This window comes from Dactylosporangium sp. NPDC050588 (genome assembly GCF_040654975.1).
GTDB lineage: Bacteria > Actinomycetota > Actinomycetes > Mycobacteriales > Micromonosporaceae > Dactylosporangium > Dactylosporangium maewongense.
In genome coordinates, this window is sequence record NZ_JBFAJA010000084.1 from 46,351 (window position 1) to 61,872 (window position 15,522).

The 15,522-nt window shown below is 72.0% G+C and carries 17 protein-coding genes; 7 read left to right on the plus strand and 10 right to left on the minus strand.

The window, feature by feature from the left end; all coding sequences use genetic code 11:
- Positions 1 to 30 precede the first annotated feature (30 nt).
- On the minus strand, positions 31 to 2,562 hold the full coding sequence (locus AB0I21_RS44010) for a cellulase family glycosylhydrolase (RefSeq protein WP_360569834.1): 2,532 nt from the start codon (positions 2,560 to 2,562) through the stop codon (positions 31 to 33).
- Positions 2,563 to 2,683: 121 nt separating this feature from the next.
- On the minus strand, positions 2,684 to 3,715 hold the full coding sequence (locus tag AB0I21_RS44015; RefSeq protein WP_360569836.1) for a glycosyl hydrolase: 1,032 nt from the start codon (positions 3,713 to 3,715) through the stop codon (positions 2,684 to 2,686).
- Positions 3,716 to 4,015: 300 nt separating this feature from the next.
- Here AB0I21_RS44015 and AB0I21_RS44020 point away from each other — a divergent pair, with 300 nt between their 5' ends.
- On the plus strand, positions 4,016 to 4,771 hold the full coding sequence (locus tag AB0I21_RS44020) for a glycoside hydrolase family 16 protein (RefSeq protein ID WP_360569838.1): 756 nt from the start codon (positions 4,016 to 4,018) through the stop codon (positions 4,769 to 4,771).
- Positions 4,772 to 4,778: 7 nt separating this feature from the next.
- Here AB0I21_RS44020 and AB0I21_RS44025 read toward each other — a convergent pair whose 3' ends face one another.
- Positions 4,779 to 5,792, minus strand: coding sequence for a LacI family DNA-binding transcriptional regulator (locus tag AB0I21_RS44025; protein WP_360569840.1), 1,014 nt, complete (start codon positions 5,790 to 5,792; stop codon positions 4,779 to 4,781).
- A 187-nt stretch (positions 5,793 to 5,979) separates the two neighbouring features.
- Between AB0I21_RS44025 and AB0I21_RS44030 the strand changes: the two genes are divergently transcribed.
- Positions 5,980 to 6,651 carry a hypothetical protein gene (locus AB0I21_RS44030; RefSeq protein ID WP_360569872.1) on the plus strand — a complete coding sequence of 224 codons (672 nt, stop codon included), beginning with the start codon at positions 5,980 to 5,982 and terminating at the stop codon, positions 6,649 to 6,651.
- A gap of 212 nt (positions 6,652 to 6,863) precedes the next feature.
- Here AB0I21_RS44030 and AB0I21_RS44035 read toward each other — a convergent pair whose 3' ends face one another.
- The 4 genes from AB0I21_RS44035 to AB0I21_RS44050 form a co-directional block, all read right to left on the minus strand.
- Complete coding sequence (locus AB0I21_RS44035) at positions 6,864 to 7,445, minus strand: dihydrofolate reductase family protein (RefSeq protein ID WP_360569842.1); 582 nt, start codon at positions 7,443 to 7,445, stop codon at positions 6,864 to 6,866.
- A gap of 66 nt (positions 7,446 to 7,511) precedes the next feature.
- Positions 7,512 to 8,351, minus strand: coding sequence for a helix-turn-helix domain-containing protein (locus tag AB0I21_RS44040; RefSeq protein ID WP_360569844.1), 840 nt, complete (start codon positions 8,349 to 8,351; stop codon positions 7,512 to 7,514).
- A gap of 900 nt (positions 8,352 to 9,251) precedes the next feature.
- On the minus strand, positions 9,252 to 9,824 hold the full coding sequence (locus tag AB0I21_RS44045) for an ATP-binding cassette domain-containing protein (RefSeq protein WP_360569846.1): 573 nt from the start codon (positions 9,822 to 9,824) through the stop codon (positions 9,252 to 9,254).
- Complete coding sequence (locus AB0I21_RS44050; protein ID WP_360569848.1) at positions 9,821 to 10,360, minus strand: PadR family transcriptional regulator; 540 nt, start codon at positions 10,358 to 10,360, stop codon at positions 9,821 to 9,823. Before AB0I21_RS44050 ends, AB0I21_RS44045 begins: the two co-directional genes overlap by 4 nt.
- 112 nt (positions 10,361 to 10,472) lie before the next feature.
- On the opposite strand from AB0I21_RS44050, the gene AB0I21_RS44055 reads away from it, so the two are divergent.
- The 3 genes from AB0I21_RS44055 to AB0I21_RS44065 are packed head-to-tail and all read left to right on the plus strand — an operon-like array spanning position 10,473 to position 12,386.
- Entirely contained in the window at positions 10,473 to 10,823 is a 351-nt protein-coding gene (locus tag AB0I21_RS44055) for a helix-turn-helix transcriptional regulator (RefSeq protein WP_360569850.1), read from the plus strand.
- A 32-nt stretch (positions 10,824 to 10,855) separates the two neighbouring features.
- Entirely contained in the window at positions 10,856 to 11,851 is a 996-nt protein-coding gene (locus AB0I21_RS44060; protein WP_360569852.1) for a hypothetical protein, read from the plus strand.
- Positions 11,852 to 11,897: 46 nt separating this feature from the next.
- Positions 11,898 to 12,386 (plus strand): HEAT repeat domain-containing protein, encoded by a 489-nt coding sequence (locus AB0I21_RS44065; RefSeq protein ID WP_360569854.1) that lies wholly within the window; start codon positions 11,898 to 11,900, stop codon positions 12,384 to 12,386.
- 48 nt (positions 12,387 to 12,434) lie between these two features.
- On the opposite strand, the gene AB0I21_RS44070 is transcribed toward AB0I21_RS44065, so the two are convergent.
- Together AB0I21_RS44070 and AB0I21_RS44075 are read right to left on the minus strand one after the other, a co-directional pair.
- Positions 12,435 to 13,214, minus strand: coding sequence for a hypothetical protein (locus AB0I21_RS44070; protein WP_360569856.1), 780 nt, complete (start codon positions 13,212 to 13,214; stop codon positions 12,435 to 12,437).
- 130 nt (positions 13,215 to 13,344) lie between these two features.
- The gene (locus AB0I21_RS44075; protein ID WP_360569858.1) at positions 13,345 to 14,064 is read right to left on the minus strand and encodes an NAD(P)-binding domain-containing protein; all 720 of its coding nucleotides are present in this window, start codon (positions 14,062 to 14,064) and stop codon (positions 13,345 to 13,347) included.
- A 35-nt stretch (positions 14,065 to 14,099) separates the two neighbouring features.
- Between AB0I21_RS44075 and AB0I21_RS44080 the strand changes: the two genes are divergently transcribed.
- Positions 14,100 to 14,546 (plus strand): helix-turn-helix domain-containing protein, encoded by a 447-nt coding sequence (locus AB0I21_RS44080; RefSeq protein WP_360569860.1) that lies wholly within the window; start codon positions 14,100 to 14,102, stop codon positions 14,544 to 14,546.
- A 118-nt stretch (positions 14,547 to 14,664) separates the two neighbouring features.
- On the opposite strand, the gene AB0I21_RS44085 is transcribed toward AB0I21_RS44080, so the two are convergent.
- Positions 14,665 to 14,871 carry a hypothetical protein gene (locus tag AB0I21_RS44085; RefSeq protein WP_360569862.1) on the minus strand — a complete coding sequence of 69 codons (207 nt, stop codon included), beginning with the start codon at positions 14,869 to 14,871 and terminating at the stop codon, positions 14,665 to 14,667.
- Between the two features lie 391 nt (positions 14,872 to 15,262).
- On the opposite strand from AB0I21_RS44085, the gene AB0I21_RS44090 reads away from it, so the two are divergent.
- Positions 15,263 to 15,522: hypothetical protein (locus tag AB0I21_RS44090; protein WP_360569864.1), on the plus strand; the 260-nt coding region annotated here is incomplete at its 3' end.

Genomic DNA, 15,522 nt, shown 5'->3' on the forward strand with positions numbered 1-15,522 from the left:
GCGGCGGGCTGGAGCCGCCCTGGCCCTTCGTCAGGCGGCCGCGATGGAGTAGGCGCCGCTCGCGCAGCCGGTGATGCGCCAGCCGCCGGGCACCCGCTCGGCCGACACGTCGCGGACGTTCGTGGTGCGGACGGTCGGCTCGGCCTCGCCGGGGAACCAGACGTCGACCTGGCAGTTCGCCGGGTCGGGCGGGGCGGTCGCGGTGATCCGCAGGTCGGTGCCGCGCGGGCCTGCCGTCAGTGACGCCAGCCGGCCCGGGAAGGCCCGGGGGTAGGCGCGCGACAGCGGTTCGGCGAAGGGCGCCGGCGGTGGGATCGATTCGCCTGTACGGCAGTCGACCGCGACCAGGTTGCCGGACTTGGTCGCGTCGGCGCCGGTCTCCGGTGAGCCGCAGCCCTGCCGCCAGACCCAGAACGCGCCGCCGATACCGAGCCGGTCCTGGGCCGCGGCGAACCGCCGTACCTTGGCACCGTCCACCGCGGGGTCGCCGAACCAGCCCCATTCGCCGGGCCACAGCGCGGCGCCGTAGGCGGAGGCCGCGCGGGCCGACACGGTGAGGTTCCGCTCGATCGACGCGATCGTCAGGCCCAGGCTCTGATCCATGCTGATGGACTCGCTGTACGGGTGCGGGGCGAACACCAGTTGCCGGTCCGCGGTGAACCCGGGCGGCGGGGTCACGTCGAAGCCGAGGCCGGACCACAGCACGCTCGGCTGGAAGAAGACGAGGTGGGGAAAGCCGCCGGCGGCGTCCTCGGCCGCGCGGATCGCGGTGATGGCGGCGTCGTAGAACCGGCCCAGCAGCAGCCCCGAGCTGGTCGGCGGGTTGGGCCCGATGCCCGGCTCGTTGAGCAGGTCGTACCCGGCGACGGCCGGTTCGCCGGCGAAGGCGCGGGCGACGAACGCCCAGGCGCGGACGAGCTCGGTCTGGATGCCGTCGCGGTCGGCGTACAGGTTTCCGTACGCCGTCGCCACCGCGGGCGCGAGGTCCCGGGCCAGGAACTGGCAGTGTGCCGTGCCGTCGGTGATCGTCGCCCAGGCCGGCGCGCCGTCCCAGCCGGTGGTCGGGGTGGTGCCGCCACCGCACCGTTCGGACGGCCGCGCGAGGGCGTTGCCCCACGCGTCCTGGTGCATGTCCAGCACGGTGTAGATCCCTTGTGCCTTGGCGCCGGCGACCGCCGCCTGGATCTCGCGGAGGTACGACTGGTCGAACCTGCCCCGCTCGGGCTCCAGCCGCGACCACGACATGCCGAGACGGATCACGTTGAAGCCCATCGCCGCCATCTGCGCGAAGTCGTCATCGGTCAGCGGCCGCGTCGCCGGCACCGCCGGATCGCGCAGGTAGTAGTCGATCAACTGGTTCACGTTGACGCCCCGCAGGATCACCTGCCGGCCGGTGACGTCGCCGATCGTCGACAACCCGTCGTGCCGGGGCGCCGGGTGGACCAGGAGCCGCTGCATGCCGCCGGTCCCCGCGACCGCGGCGACGGACGGAGGTCCGGGCTGGACCGGCGCCCCGATGACCGGCGCGAGCGCGAGGAGCAGCACCCCGACCGCCACGAGGACCACCAGCCGCGGTCGCGTGCCGGGACGCAGCAGCAGCGCGGACGGCCACCGCGAGCTGATCCCGGCAACGACGATCGCCGCGGCCAGGCCGACGGCCGCGCCGTAGCTGAGGCCCGTCGCGACGCTGATCAGCGCGGTGCTGATCCACCAGCTGTCCGGCCCGGCGCCGGAGAGGTGGTCCGACAGCGGCGCGGTCGCCGCGCCGACGACCCCGAGGCCGAGACCGCCGACCACCGAGGCCAGCCACACGGTCACCCCGACGCCGGACAACCAGCGCCCCAGGGCCCGCACGACCGCCGCGACGACGGCTAGGAACACGGCCATGCCGAGGAGGAAGCCGAGCACGCCGTTGGCGGCGGTCGGAGCGATGAGAAATCCCGCGAACGCGAACCCGACCGGGCCGCCGAGCCACCACTGCGCCGCCGGTCCCACCGCGGCGAGCGCGGCCACGGCGAACACCACGAGCACGGGCGCGACGACCGGCTGCGCCGCCGAGGGCTCGGGCTCGTCGCGGGAACGGGCCGCCGGGCCGGCGCGATAGGCGAGCGCGGCGCAGGCCGCCACCAGCGCGCCGACGACGACGTACTTCAGTGCCGCGAAGCCGCTCGTGCTCACCGCGTACCGCAGCGCCGAACCGACGGAAAGATGCCGTCCCAGCACAGGAATCGCCGACACGAAGCCACTCGCGGCGCTCGCCCAGGCGCCCGCGCCGACGGTCGCGACCCAGGCGGCGACGAACACCCACCGGACCGCCAACCGCCCGCCGGCGAGCAGGACCGGGACCGCCGCGCCGGCCAGCAGGACCGGAAGCCCGACCACGAGCGGTGCCCAGCGGTAGGTGCCGCCGGTGCCGGCGAGGGGCAGCCCTCGACCGCCGACCGGTGCGAGCAGACCCGAGGGATCCGTCGCGGCGCCGACCGCGACGACGGCGACGAGCAGGGCGACAACGGTCGCGGCGGCGCGGGCCTGCGGCGCGGCCCAGATCCGTCGGAGGGTCATGAGGGCGAGTTGGCAGTCATGGTGAACGCGATTCTTACTCGCGTTCGGCGGTTTGTCAGCCCCCTTCCGCCACCCCGTCGGCCGGTGTGGCGGCGGGTGCAGCACCCGCCGCCACAGCAGCTCACCTTCTGTGGTGCGCGGCGATGCGGGCCAGCTCCGCTCCCCGCCCCTTCATGTACCGCTGCCCGACCCAGGACGTGAAGGCGGCGAGTGCGGCCGGCGACGAGCCCGGCGACCACGCCTCCTCCTTGGTCAGGTCGAAGTAGGTGAGCAGTTTGAGGTCGGGGTACGCGCCCGTGCGCAGCGTCGCGTTCATGTTCCTCAGCCACTGCGCCTTGTCGCCGCCGTCCTCGGTCGACGCGAACTCGGCGATCGTCACCGGCCGGTTCGGCGCGACGGCGCGGGCCTTGGCGTACGCGGCGGCGAACGTCTGGTCGAACGTGGTCCAGTGATCGCCGGCCGGGTCCCACGACGGGCCGAATCCCCAGTTGTAGCCGTCGATGCCGACCCAGTCGACGTACGCGTCGCCGGGGTAGGCGGCCGCCGGGTCGTTGTAGGGCGCATCCGGTGACGAGCCGTTGTTGTAGGCCCACACCCACTGCACGTTGCGCGCGCCGGCGGCCACGACGAGGTCGTGCACGTGGCGGTACGCCCGCACGTACTGGGCCGGGTCGGCGTTGTTGTTGGCGATGCCCCACGGATACCAGTTGCCGTTGAACTCGTGGCCCCAGCGGACCAGGATCGGCATGCGCACGGCGGCGAACTCCTTGGCGCGCGCCGTGATGTAGCCGTCCCACGAACCGTCGATGATGTCCTGCAGGTGGATCTGCGCGGGGTCGTTCGAGCCGAGGGCGGTGTCCCAGGGTTCCCAGGTGTAGTGCGGCATGATGCCGTGGCGCCAGAGCGTCCTGGCCTCCGCCACCGGGAAGGGGCGGCCACTCGCCCAGCTGTCGAACCACATCACGCTGGCGGGCGTGACGCCGTACAGGCTTCTGACGTCGGCGGCGATCGTGGTGGGGTCCTCCTCCCGGAACATGCCCAGGTACCGCGTCGGCGCCGTGTCCCGGCCGGCTCCGGCCGCGGCGGTGCCGGCGCCGGACACCACCAACGCGACGGCGGCGGCCGCCGCGCACAGCAGTGTTCGCATCCGCATGTTGCCTCCCAGTCGATGTTGAGAGCGCTCTCTCGCCGGGCCGTTGATAGACGCCGACAATTGGTAGCGCTTCCAGTTTCAAGCTAGCGGCGGGCGGTCGCGACGTAAAGAGGCAGGGCTCGATCCTTGACAACAGCGCCGCAGGGTCACACGCTGTCATCGACGCAGCCGGGTCAGATCGACTGGAAGCGCTTCCGGTCTCCCCCAACCTGCCGGCACCGCGTCCGGGATCCCGCCAAATCCCCGTTCGTCGTGCGTGAGCAGCGGCTCCGCACGGCTTCGTAGGACTGGAGACCTCACATGTTGCGGACTCGATTGACCGCGTTGGTCCTCGCCACCCTCGGCCTCACGGCCGTGCTGAGCGTGCCCCACGCGGAGGCCGCCATCGGACCCAGCTTCGTGGACAACCTGAACTCGTTCGACACCGGTCGCTGGCACAAGGCCGACGGCTACAGCAACGGCGGCATGTTCAACGCCGGCTGGCGCGCCGACCACGTCTGGTTCAGCGGCGGCGTCATGGGCATCAACCTGGACACCGCGTCCTGCCCGGGCGGCTGCTCCGGCAAGCCCTACGCCTCCGGCGAATACCGCAGCAACGACCTGTTCACGTACGGGCGCTTCGAGGCGCGGCTGAAGGCCGTCAAGAACCCCGGCACGGTGACCTCGTTCTTCACCTACACCGGGCCCAGCGACGGGCAGCCGTGGGACGAGATCGACGTGGAGATCCTCGGCAAGAACACCAACCAGATGCAGACCAACTACTTCACCGGCGGCGTCGGCGGGCACGAGACCGTCATCAACCTCGGCTTCGACGCCTCGGCCGGCTACCACGACTACGCCTTCGAGTGGTGGAACGGCGGCACCATCAACTGGTTCGTCGACGGCAGGCTCGTCCACCAGGAGAACGGTTCGCGCGGGGCGCTGCCCACCCGCCCCCAGCGCATCATGATGAACCTGTGGCCCGGTGTCGGCGTCGACGGCTGGCTGCAGCCGTTCAGGTACCCGGGCAGGACCCTGACCGCCACCTACGACTGGGTGAAGTACACCCGGTACTGAGCCGGGATCAGGCCGACTCGCGCACGACGAGCTTCGCGGGCAGGATCAGCGACGCCGGCTGGGCCCCGTCCAGCAGTTCGACCAGCATCCGGGCGGCCTCGCGGCCCAGCGACTGCACCGGCTGGTGCATGGTGGTGAGCGTCGGGTCGGTGTGCAGCGCGATGGGCATGTCGTCGAAGCCCACCACGGCGACGTCGCCGGGCACCGCGCGGCCGGCGTCGCGCAACACCCGCAAGGCCCCGGCCGCCATGTTGTCGTTGGCGGCGACCACGGCGTCGAGGTCCGGATGCGCGTGCAACAGCGCGCGCATCGCCTCGGCGCCGCTCGCCTCCAGGAAGTCACCGGGAGCGGTCGCGAACGGCTCGAGGCCGGCCAGCAGCAACGCCTCCGCATAGCCGCGAAGGCGCTCCCGGCCCACGGCGGTGTCCTCCGGACCGGTGATCATCGCGATCCGGCGGCGCCCGGCGCGCAGGAGATGCTCGGTCGCGGTCCGCGACCCGCCGGCGTTGTCGACGTCGACGTAGTACGGCGGCGTCCCGTGCACCGGCAGGCCGATGAACACCGTCGGCAGGCCCGACTTCGCGGCGATGTCGATCATGGGGTCGGCGCCGCGCGTCGCGATCAGCATCACGCCGTCGGCCCCCCGGGTCTGCAGGAAGTTCCGCAGCCGCCGCTGGCCGTGATCGTTCGTGGCCAGGCTGAGCATGAGGTGCAGGTCGGTCTTCTCCAGCGCGGCGGACGCGCCGACGATGACCTGCGCGAAGAACGGGTCGCCGAACACCTCGGGCCCCTCGCCGGACACCGCCAGCACGACCACGCCCGTCTGGCGGGTGGCCAGCGCCCGCGCGCTGCGGTTGGGGGTGAACCCGAGCTCCCGGATCGCCTTCTCGACGGCGTCCCGCTTGGCGCGGCTCACGTTGGGCCCGTTGTTGATCACCCGGGAGGCGACGGTGCGGGACACCCGGGCGCGCTCGGCGACCTCATCGAGGGTCGGCGGTCGAGACGGGACCGGTGACGGCATGCGTGGTCCCTCCGCTCACGGTCCAGCCATGGTAGGTAGCCTCGCACGGACCTGTAAAGTTCCCCGACCCGCACCCGACGGGCTCCAGGCGGGGACGGTTGATCATGGTCTTCGCAAGGGCCGCGCTGGGTGGTACAACGTCGCCATGAACGCCACGCGTCCCGGGTCTCGCCCATCCCGCGCGCCGATGATCGCAGGTGCGATCGCCTTCGTGGTCATTGTCGTGCTGCAGGTTTGGACGGGTGTACGCCGGGACTGGGCCGTCCCGCTTGTCCTGGCGCTCTACGGGGTGGTGGTCACCGCTGCCCTCGTATTGCTCGCCCGCGCCGCGCGGGCTTCGCGACGTGACGACCCGTCGGCGTGGCTGGTTCTCACGCGCGGCGGCTTCGCGGTGCGGCCGGCGATGCCGCTCGGCCCGGTCGTCGGCATGCTGACCGTGTGCCTTGGCCTGCTGGCCGGTCCGGCCGTCAACGAGTGGCGTGCTGTGATCCAGGCGCCGCCGACCGTCGTGGTCGACGCCGCGCTCGCCTTCGTGATGAGCGCGCCGGTGCTGCTGGGCGTGGTTGCCGTGGCGTTGATGATGCCCGTTGCCTGGCGCGGTTACGCGGTCGAGCTGACCCCTGCCGGGATCCGGTCGCGCGGTCCCCTGCACCGACGCGTGCTGCCGTGGCACGCCCTCGCCGCGCGGGCCGGGCATCAGGCCGGGCATCAGGTCGGGCGCGTCTGGCTCGTCGTGGACCGGCCGGACCTGGTGCTCCAGCGGGGCGTGCCGGTCCTGGACTCGCGGGAGCGGCCGACGCTGTCCGCTGGGCGGGCGGGGTCCCACCCGGCGGCGGCCAGCTCTCCGGCCAGCACATAGGCGCCGACCAGGGCCAGCCCGGTGCCCTGCCCGGACATCGGCGACGAGCTGAACGCCGCGTCCCCGAGCAGCCTCCAGGTGCTTCCTCCCGCGCTGGAACGTTCCCAGCACAGGCCCACCGCTGTCGGTGTGTCCAGCCGAATCGACCACGGATCCGCAAGCAACGACGGAAACCGGCAACAGTGACCTCTTCGCTTACCCGCTCAGATCTATCAACGGTGTACCTGAAAGCGCAGGTGAAGCACCCGGTTGCCCTGAATCACCACGTCAGGTTCCTCCAACAGGTGCTGCGCGTGGACCGACCCGAAGTAGCGCTTGCCGGACCCGAACACGACGGGGACGACGTCCATGCGCACCTCGTCGATCAGGCCCGCGGCGAGCACCTGGCCACCGACGTCGCCGGCGGCGACCTCGACCACGCGGTCACCCGCGAGCTCCTGCGCCTTGGCCACGGCCGCCTCGACGCCGTCGACGAAGTGAAACGGCGCCTCGGGGTCCCAGCCCTCGGGCGCCGGCCGGTGCGTCACGACGACCACGTGGTCGATCCCGCCCGGAGGCTTCCCGTCCCAGCCGTCCGTCAGGTCGAAGACGTGGCGGCCGACGACTGTCACCCCGATCTGGTCCCAGTACGGCCGGGTGTAGTCGTAGGACGTCCGCGACACCTTCAGGGCGCCGCTCTCGTCCAACGGGACGTCGCCGCTGGTCAACCAGTCGAACAGCGGTCCGGGCTGGTCGTTCTCGTCCGCGACGAAGCCGTCCACCGACACCGAGCTGTACATGACCACCTTGCCCACGCGGCTCTCCTCTGCTTTGGGATGCCCCCAAATTAGCGTGCCGTGAGCTGTCGCTCTTGTAAGAATTCAATCGGCCGGCAGCGGCCAGCCGTCGAACACGTGGCCGGGATGTTCGCGCAGGAACCGCCGCCGGACTTCGACGTACCGGGTCGGCGTGAGCCCGGTGAACGCCCGGAACTCGTGGCCGAAGTGGGCCTGGTCGAAGTAGCCTGCGCCACCGGCGAGTTCGCCCCAGTCGATCGGTCCGGCGGGGTTGATCGCGAACACGGTGGCGGCGAAGCGGTAGGTGCGGGCCAGCCGCTTCGGCGTGACGCCGATGAGTTCCTTGAACCGCTGTGCCAGATGAGTGCTGCTGACACCGGCTGCCACGCTCAGGCCGCCGATCGCCACCGCCCCGCCGGTCGCCGCGATGACGCTGCTCGTGTGGCGGACCAGCCCCAGGCCGGCGGTCTCGCACAGCCGTCGCATCAGCTCCTCCTCGAGCAGCGTCAGCATCTCGTGCGGTCCGTCCGCCGTGGCCAGCCGGTCTCGCAGCTCAGCAACGGCGGGCCGGCCCCAGACCTGCTCCACCGTCACCGGCCGGTCGCACAGCTCGGCCGCGGGCATCGGCAGGAACGGCGCCAGCCCCCACGGCTTGACATGCGCGCCGACGGACCGGGACGGGAGCGGGTAGCCGAACTCCAACGCGCGGGTGGGCGTGGTGACCACACAGCCGTCGGCGTACTCGGCCGTCTCAATGTCGGTGCCGGCGCGGATGCGGAACGGCGCCCCGAGGTTGACGATGAGCAACGCCGCCGGCATCGGCGGCAGCGTCAGCCGGGCGTACGGCGGCGCACCCTCCAGGTAGTACAGGTCGTCGATCAGCCCGTCCAGCGGCGGTCGCGGCACTCTGGACACGTACTCCACGCCCACAGCATCGCCGACGTCCCGCCGGCGTCGCGCGCCGGGGCTCGCACGGGGGTACTACTCTCCGCGGCATGTCTGAAGATCATGTGTACGGTGTGCGGCTGTTCGTCCCCGGGGTCGCGGCGACGATGGCGCAATGGCAGGACTCGCTCGGACGGTCCGGGCTGACCCTGGACGGCGAGTCGCTCACATCGCAGCGCCTCGGCTTCCGCGCGCCGGTGGACTGGGTGGAGAACGACGGCTCGTTCGGCCAGGCGTTCGGCTACGGCACGGTGTCGGCGCAGGAGCAGTCCGCCATCGCCGCGGCCGGCAGCGCTCTGGTCCTGGATCTGCCGGTGTACCTCGGTGCGGCGGTGGACGAGGTCGCGACGCTGATCACCGCGCTGGGCGACGCCGGAGCGCTGGGCGTGCGGCTCGAGCAGTCGAAGCTGGGCTGGTCCGTCCCGCACTGGCTGGAGAGTCTCGAGGGCGGCGACCCGTGGCTGCTCTACCGGTGCGCCGTCGTGGTGCTGCAGGACGGCGGTGTGTCGCGAACCTGCGGCATGCACGCGTTCGGGTTGCCGGACGCGGCGGTCGAGGCCGCACCGTCCGAGGCCAACCGGCTTCTCGGCGAGCTCAACGTGTACCAACTGGCCGAGGACCCCGTGCTGGTCAGCGGCGACACGTTCAGGCCCGACCTGGACACCCCTCGCCGCCGCCTCGAGCGCTGGCCCGACGACGGGTACCCGACGGGTCACCCCTGCAACAACCCCTTCGGCATCTGGCGTCTGGGCCCCGAGGGAGGCGAGGCGGATCCGCGGCGCGAGCTTCGGCCCGTGTTCATCCCCGCGCTGGTGACCCTCCTCCACGCCGCCGAGGCGGAGGCCGGCCGGCACCTGCAACGCGAAGAGGTGGAACGCGTCACCAACGAAGGCGCCTGCATGATGATGACCCACGCCAACGCGCAGCAGCTCGAACGCAGCCGCGGCTACGCGGACCTCGAGCCCGACCTCGCCTGGTGGCAGTGGCAGCTCGTCCGCGAATCCCGAGGCTGACACCGCAGGGCAGGTGGCCGGCGCGGTCGGCGAGCCCGACCCGGTCGAGCAGGTGCAGGGCGCGCCGGCACGCCTCGCGGGGCCGCCGGCCGGCCAGCAGCGCGGCCGGCTCGACGTTCTCCACGGCGGTGAGCTCGTCCATGAGGTGGAACGACTGGAAGACGAACCCGACGCTGTCGCGCCGCAGCCGGGCCAGGGCCCGTTCGCTCATCGTGTCGATCCGGCGGCCGGCCAGCCACACCTGCCCGCCGGTGGGGCGTTGCAGCCCGCCGAGCAGGTGCAGCAGGGTGGACTTGCCGCAGCCGCTGGGCCCCATGATCGCCAGCGCCTGCCCGGCGGGCACGTCCAGGTCGACCTCGTCGACCGCGCGGACCAGCCCGTCGTCCTCGCCGTACCGCCTGGTCAGCCCGCGCGCCCGCAGCACCGTCGATCCGGTCACGCCCCCGCCTTCCGTCCGGTCCGGTCACGCGCGGTCCAGATGCGCTCGCACGCCTCCAGCCACTCCAGGTCGGCCCGCAGCCGCAGCACGACACCCTCCAGCAGCAGCCCGGCGACCGGGTCCATCGACCGGTCCAGCGCGGCCCGCTGCGCGTCGCGGAGCCGGCGCAGCACCTCGCGCCGCTGGGCGTCGACCAGGGCCACGGGATCGGCCAGCCGGGCGGCCGCGGCGGCCACCAGCTTGAGATGGAACTCCGTGAGATCGGGCTTCGGCCAGCTCACCTCGGTCAGCCAGGTGCTGACCCGCTGCTGCCCTGCCGGGGTCAGCGCGTGGACCCGGCGGTCGGGCCGGTCCGGCAGCCCTTCGGCCCGCTCCGAGGTCACCGGTCCGGCCTTCGTCAGCCTGGCCAGCGTCACGTAGATCTGCCCGGCGTTCATCGTCTCGCCCAGCGGACCGAGCGCGTCCCGCATCCGGCCGCGCAGCTCGTACCCGTGCGCCGGCTCCTTCGCCAGCATGGCCAGCACCACGTCCTGCACCCGGCCACACCCCCTCAGGTAGACCGCCAATAGAGAACCGCTAGCTATGGTGCTGTCAACCTCGGCGGTGGCGATCTTCCGTCATACCTTCGCAGCCGATATATTGAGCCGCGTGGAAACCCCACTGCGTGAACCGACATTCCTGATCCTCACCGCCCTCGCCGGCGAGCCGATGCACGGCTACGGCCTGATCGCCGAGGTGGCCCGGCTGTCCGACGGCCGCATCTCGCTGCGTCCCGGCACGCTGTACGGCGCGCTGGACCGGCTGGTCGACGCGGGCCTGGTGAGCGTCGACCACGAGGAGATCGTCGACGGCCGCCTACGCCGCTACTACCGGCTCACGGAGCCGGGCGGCGACCTGCTGGTCGCGGAGACCGAACGCATGCGCCGCAACGTCGAGGCGGCGACCACCCGGCTGCGCGCCATCAAGGCCGCGCCCCGCCTGAGCGGAGGACTCGCGTGAGCCGGCCGGAAAGCCGCCCGGACCGCCCCGCGGTGACCGATCTCGAACGGCGCTATGCGCGCTGGACGGCGCTGTTCTATCCGGCCGACTACCGGCGGGAGCGCGGCTCTGAGCTGGTGGACACCTACCTGTCCCTGGCCGAGCCCGGCCGCAGGAGGCCGTCGCCGGCCGACATCGCCGATCTCGCGGCCGGCGGGCTGCGCCGGCACCTCCGGACCGCACCCGGCGTCACTGCCGGCTTCCGGCTCGCCGGCCTGCTCGCGCTGACGACAGCGGCCGCGTTCGCGAGTGCGTGGGCGGTGCTCGAGGTGATGGCACCCATGAAGTTCTGGTCTCGGTACACGGGGCCTTTCATGTCCCTCGGGATGGCGGCGTGGGCGGTCTGGCTGCTGGCCGCCGTCGTGCACCTTGTCGCTCCCGGCCGGTGGTACCGCCGCGCGGCGGTCATCGCCGTGCTGGTCACCGCGGCTGTCGTGCCGGCCGGGATGCTGACCGGACTGTTCCGCCCGCCGCTGATCGTGCTGGTGCCTCAGCTCGTCCTCGGCATCGTCGCGCTCGGCGCCGACGCAGGGCGCCGCTGGTGGGTCCGGCTGGCGCCGCTCGCCGCCGCGGCATCGACCGTGCCGGTCACCGTGGTCACCGAGGCCCGCCTGGACTTCTACGGCGACTACTACCTGCCCGCCGTGGAAGCGTTGCCGGCCGTCGGGGTGACGCTGCTCATCGGTGCGACACTGCTCGCGCTCGGCTTTGCCGCCCGGCACGACCTCCGCGGCGCCTGGGCGCTGCTGTTCCTGCTCACCCCGATCGGCATGCTCACCCTGAACCCACTCGGTGCGATGCTCGACTCCGGCCCCGGCCGGCCCCAAGTCCCGGTGTGGTCATCCATGGCCGCCGCCGCGATGCTGGTCGCCGTGGTGGGACCAGTACTGCTGACCCTGGCCCTCGCCGCTCAAGGCCGGCGCTCGACAGGCGGCCGGCCGCTGCCGACCCACTGCCCGACTTGCGGCGCCCCGTCAAACTCCGCGTAGTGCGCCACCGCCGGTCGGACGCACACGGATGGAAAGGACGCACGGCGTGGAGGAATGGGAGTTCGACGACGACGTCATGGAGCGGTTGACGGCGTCCGACGGGTTGACCGTCGAAGCACCCACGTTTCAACCGGAGCTGGCGAAGGCGGTGGTGACGGCACTGCGCGCCGAGTACGACATCGATGTCGTGGTGGGCTGCCTGTCGCTGGGCGCGCTGCCGACCCTGCTGGAGACCGCAACGGCCGAGCCCGACGAGGAAGCCCGCGACCTGCTCGACGAGGTCATCGAGCAGCTGCTGTCGTCCCAGACCGACGAGAGCTACGCCGCCGTCCGGCAATGGGCGGCGGCCGACGACCCGCGCGTGCGCGCCGCCGGGCACCTCGGCCTCGGCCGCTTCCGCGCCGCCGGCGGCGACTCCTGGCTCGTCGACCGCTGGCGCGACGAGGACGAGGCGCTCGTCGAGCACGGGCTCGCCGACCCAGACCCGGCCGTCCAGGCAGCCGCCCGCACCTCATACCTGCCCGACGACGAGTGAGCGGGCCTCGGGCCCGCACCTTGTCGATCACCAGAGCGCAGCAGGTGGCTAGGCCCGCGTCTGATACTCGACCGACGTGGCCGGGGTGGTGTCGGTGCAACCGCTGCGCCCGCAGAGACACGCGTAGGGAAACGCCGGGAGGGCCACGCCGATGTGCCGCTCGTGCGCCACGATCTGACGATGGACGACGTCATTCTCATGGCGTCGTCGTGACGACAGTTGCCGGCCTTGCCGAAGCCTAGCGAACGGCGCCGTGGCCGTGGTCACGGCTGCACGCACCGCTGCCAGCACACTGTCCCAGTCAACGTCGGTCGGAACCTCGACGACGGCACCACCGGCATCCGAGGCCGCGGATCGAAGCCGTGCGCCGATCACCTGGTCCCGCTCGACCAGGGCCTCGACCCGAACGCGGGCAGCGTCGTCCCCTGCCACAAGCCGTTGCCGTCTCGCCGTGCGCGTACGCTCGGCGGTGGTGATCAGCCAGATCGCGCCGATGGGTGCCCACGTCGCCACCGCCCGGGGGTGCAGTTGCGGCCCCTCGACGAGCGTCGGCACTCCCGCGACCTGCGCGGCTCGGACATCGTCGATCACGGTGGGCAGTCTGAGCGCGGACGTCCGGTCGAACTCGTCCGCAGCGGCCACCGGGCCCAGGGCGAGCACGTCATCGAGCGGCGGCCCGAGGGCGCCGAGGCGTTCCAGGTGGTCATAGGTGTACGCATCCACCGGGTGCAGCGCGAGGTCGAGCTCGCAGGCGAGCCGGCGGACCGTCGTCGACTTGCCGGACCCCGGTGTGCCACCAACCCAGAACATCGGCGTGCTCGTCACCATGGACGCCATGCTGCCACGCGACCACCGATCGCCGTGCCGGGCGCAAGCTGCTTCAGCGCATCACCAGCTTGGAGGCGGCGCAGAACTTCGGCGGCGGCGCTCCGCCCGGCAGGCGCGCTCCAGCGTCGCTTCAGCGCGGCGCCTCCGCTGGGAGGGGGAACGCGGTGCGCGGCTGATGGCCTGCCCACCACAGCCCGATCGCAAGCGCCGCTGACGCCTCCAGGTAGGCCGCTCGTGCCAGCCCGCCGCAGGGCGCCGGCGTACAGCCGATCGAGCTGATCAGGGTCTCCGTCGCCGCGGCCGCCTCGGCGTGGTCCGCGCAGTAGGGCACGGTCAGTGGTACGCCCTCGAAGGCCGGCGGACGCAGGGTCCAGATGCTGACGTGGCAGAGGTTGAACGCCTTGACCACGTGCGCGTCGGGCGCGGCGCCCGCGAGCCGCCGCGCCACCGACGTCGTGCCACCGGTGTCGAGCATCAGCCCGTCGCCGGTCGGCACGAGGGAGTTGGTGCAGTCGATGACCGTCCGACCGGCGAGGCTCCCGGCAAGGCTGCCCACCAACTGCGGCGCCGCTGCCGCCGGAACCGCGACGAGGACGGCATCGCCGTGGCCCGCCGCGTCCACGAGGCTGCCATGCCCGGCGGCACCGATGCGTCCGGCGGTCTGCTCCGCCCGCCCCTGACTGCGGCCGCCGATCACCACGTCGTGTCCGGCCACAGTCCATGCGCCACCAAGCGCCGCCGCCATGCCGCCCGTGCCGAGTATGCCGATCTTCATCCGTCTGCTCCGTTCCCGCTCCGCGGCCGCCCGGTTCAGGCAGCCGTGCAGGACGATAGGCACGCCGACGCACACCGTACGGTGTGCAATACATCGGGCAGGATGGGCGCATGGGTGATCCCGCTGACCGGCTCGACGACTTCACCTCCGACTGCCGGGCCCGCGTGGCGTTCGAGGTGCTCGCCAACCGCTGGGACAGCGTCGTGGTCTTCACCATCGCCGCCTACGGTCCGATGCGTCCAGCGGCACTCCTCACCCGGATCGGCGGGATCAGGCCCAAGGTCCTCAACGACGCGTTGCGCCGACTGGAGTACAACGGTCTGGTGCAGCGCCGGCCGTACCCGGAAGCGCCACCCCGTGTGGACTACGCGCTCACGGAAGCGGGCGGCGCGCTGCTGGAGCCGATGCGGGCAATGGGTGCCTGGGCCACCCGGTACGCCGATGCGGTCCTTGACGCTCAGGAGCGGTTCGAGGTGCGGGAGGCGTCCGCCCGGCCCGGAGCCGCTCGGCGTCGCCGCATCACGCTCACCGGCAACGCCGAGCAGCAGCCGCAGTGAAGGCGCCAAGGGCACCGGCCACGGCCGGTGGCAGCGGGATGAGAACGGCCTTGCCGCGCGCCCGCAGCACTCGATGACCGTGTTCCTCGCCCGCTCGGCGCGGGGCGGTCGTGCGATGCTACGTGTAGACGGTGCCGATCATCGACACCTGCCATGCATCCTCGATCAGGGCGGCCTCCACGTACATCTCCCAACCCACTCTCGTAAGGTCGCTGATCTCCTGCGGAACGCGGACGTCGACGATGCAGGTGCCGGACCCGTCCTCGAAGCGGATCAGGCCGGGTTCGACGTCGATGACGTACAGGACGTCTTCGACGGTCTCCACGGCATTCGACTGGTCGAATCCGGGTCCGGCGTCGAGCAGGGCGTTCCACGTTCGCCGGAGCTTGTCGGCGTCCGGCAGGTTGGTCCGGACCGGATCGCGGCATCGTGGATGCCATCGCCGCTCGCCTCGGCATCCGCTTCCTGTACTGGAGCGACGCAGTCGGCGATCTCGACCTCCGGCGGACGAATCTGGGCACCGTACGGCTGGACGGCGCCGGGCTCAGCAGCGTCAGGCTGCCGCGACTGATCGAGACTGTGCTGTTGATCAGACCACCGGCCGGCCTGCAGACTCCCCGGTTCGGCCGAATGCACGCTTGGTCGACCAAGCTTCGGCACCGAACTCGGTCTTCGGATGGGTTACGGCATGCGGTGTCGGTGGAGGCGACACCGAGATGGGCGCATCGGCCGAGCGTGAACGCGGGGCGGGGTTCTCGGTACGCTGTGGCCTTGGACTGCGGCGCCTGCCGGTCCTGTTTCCGGGCTCGGCTGTTGGCGCATCCGAGCCGATGTCGGAGGTTCGCGTGGTTCTGCAGGATCCATCGCCCAACCTTGGGATCCTGTTGCGGTACGTCCATCTGGACGGCGCGGTCTCCCGTGCAGCGTTGGCCGAGAGGATGGGCCTGAACCGCAGCACCATCATGGCGCTGACGGC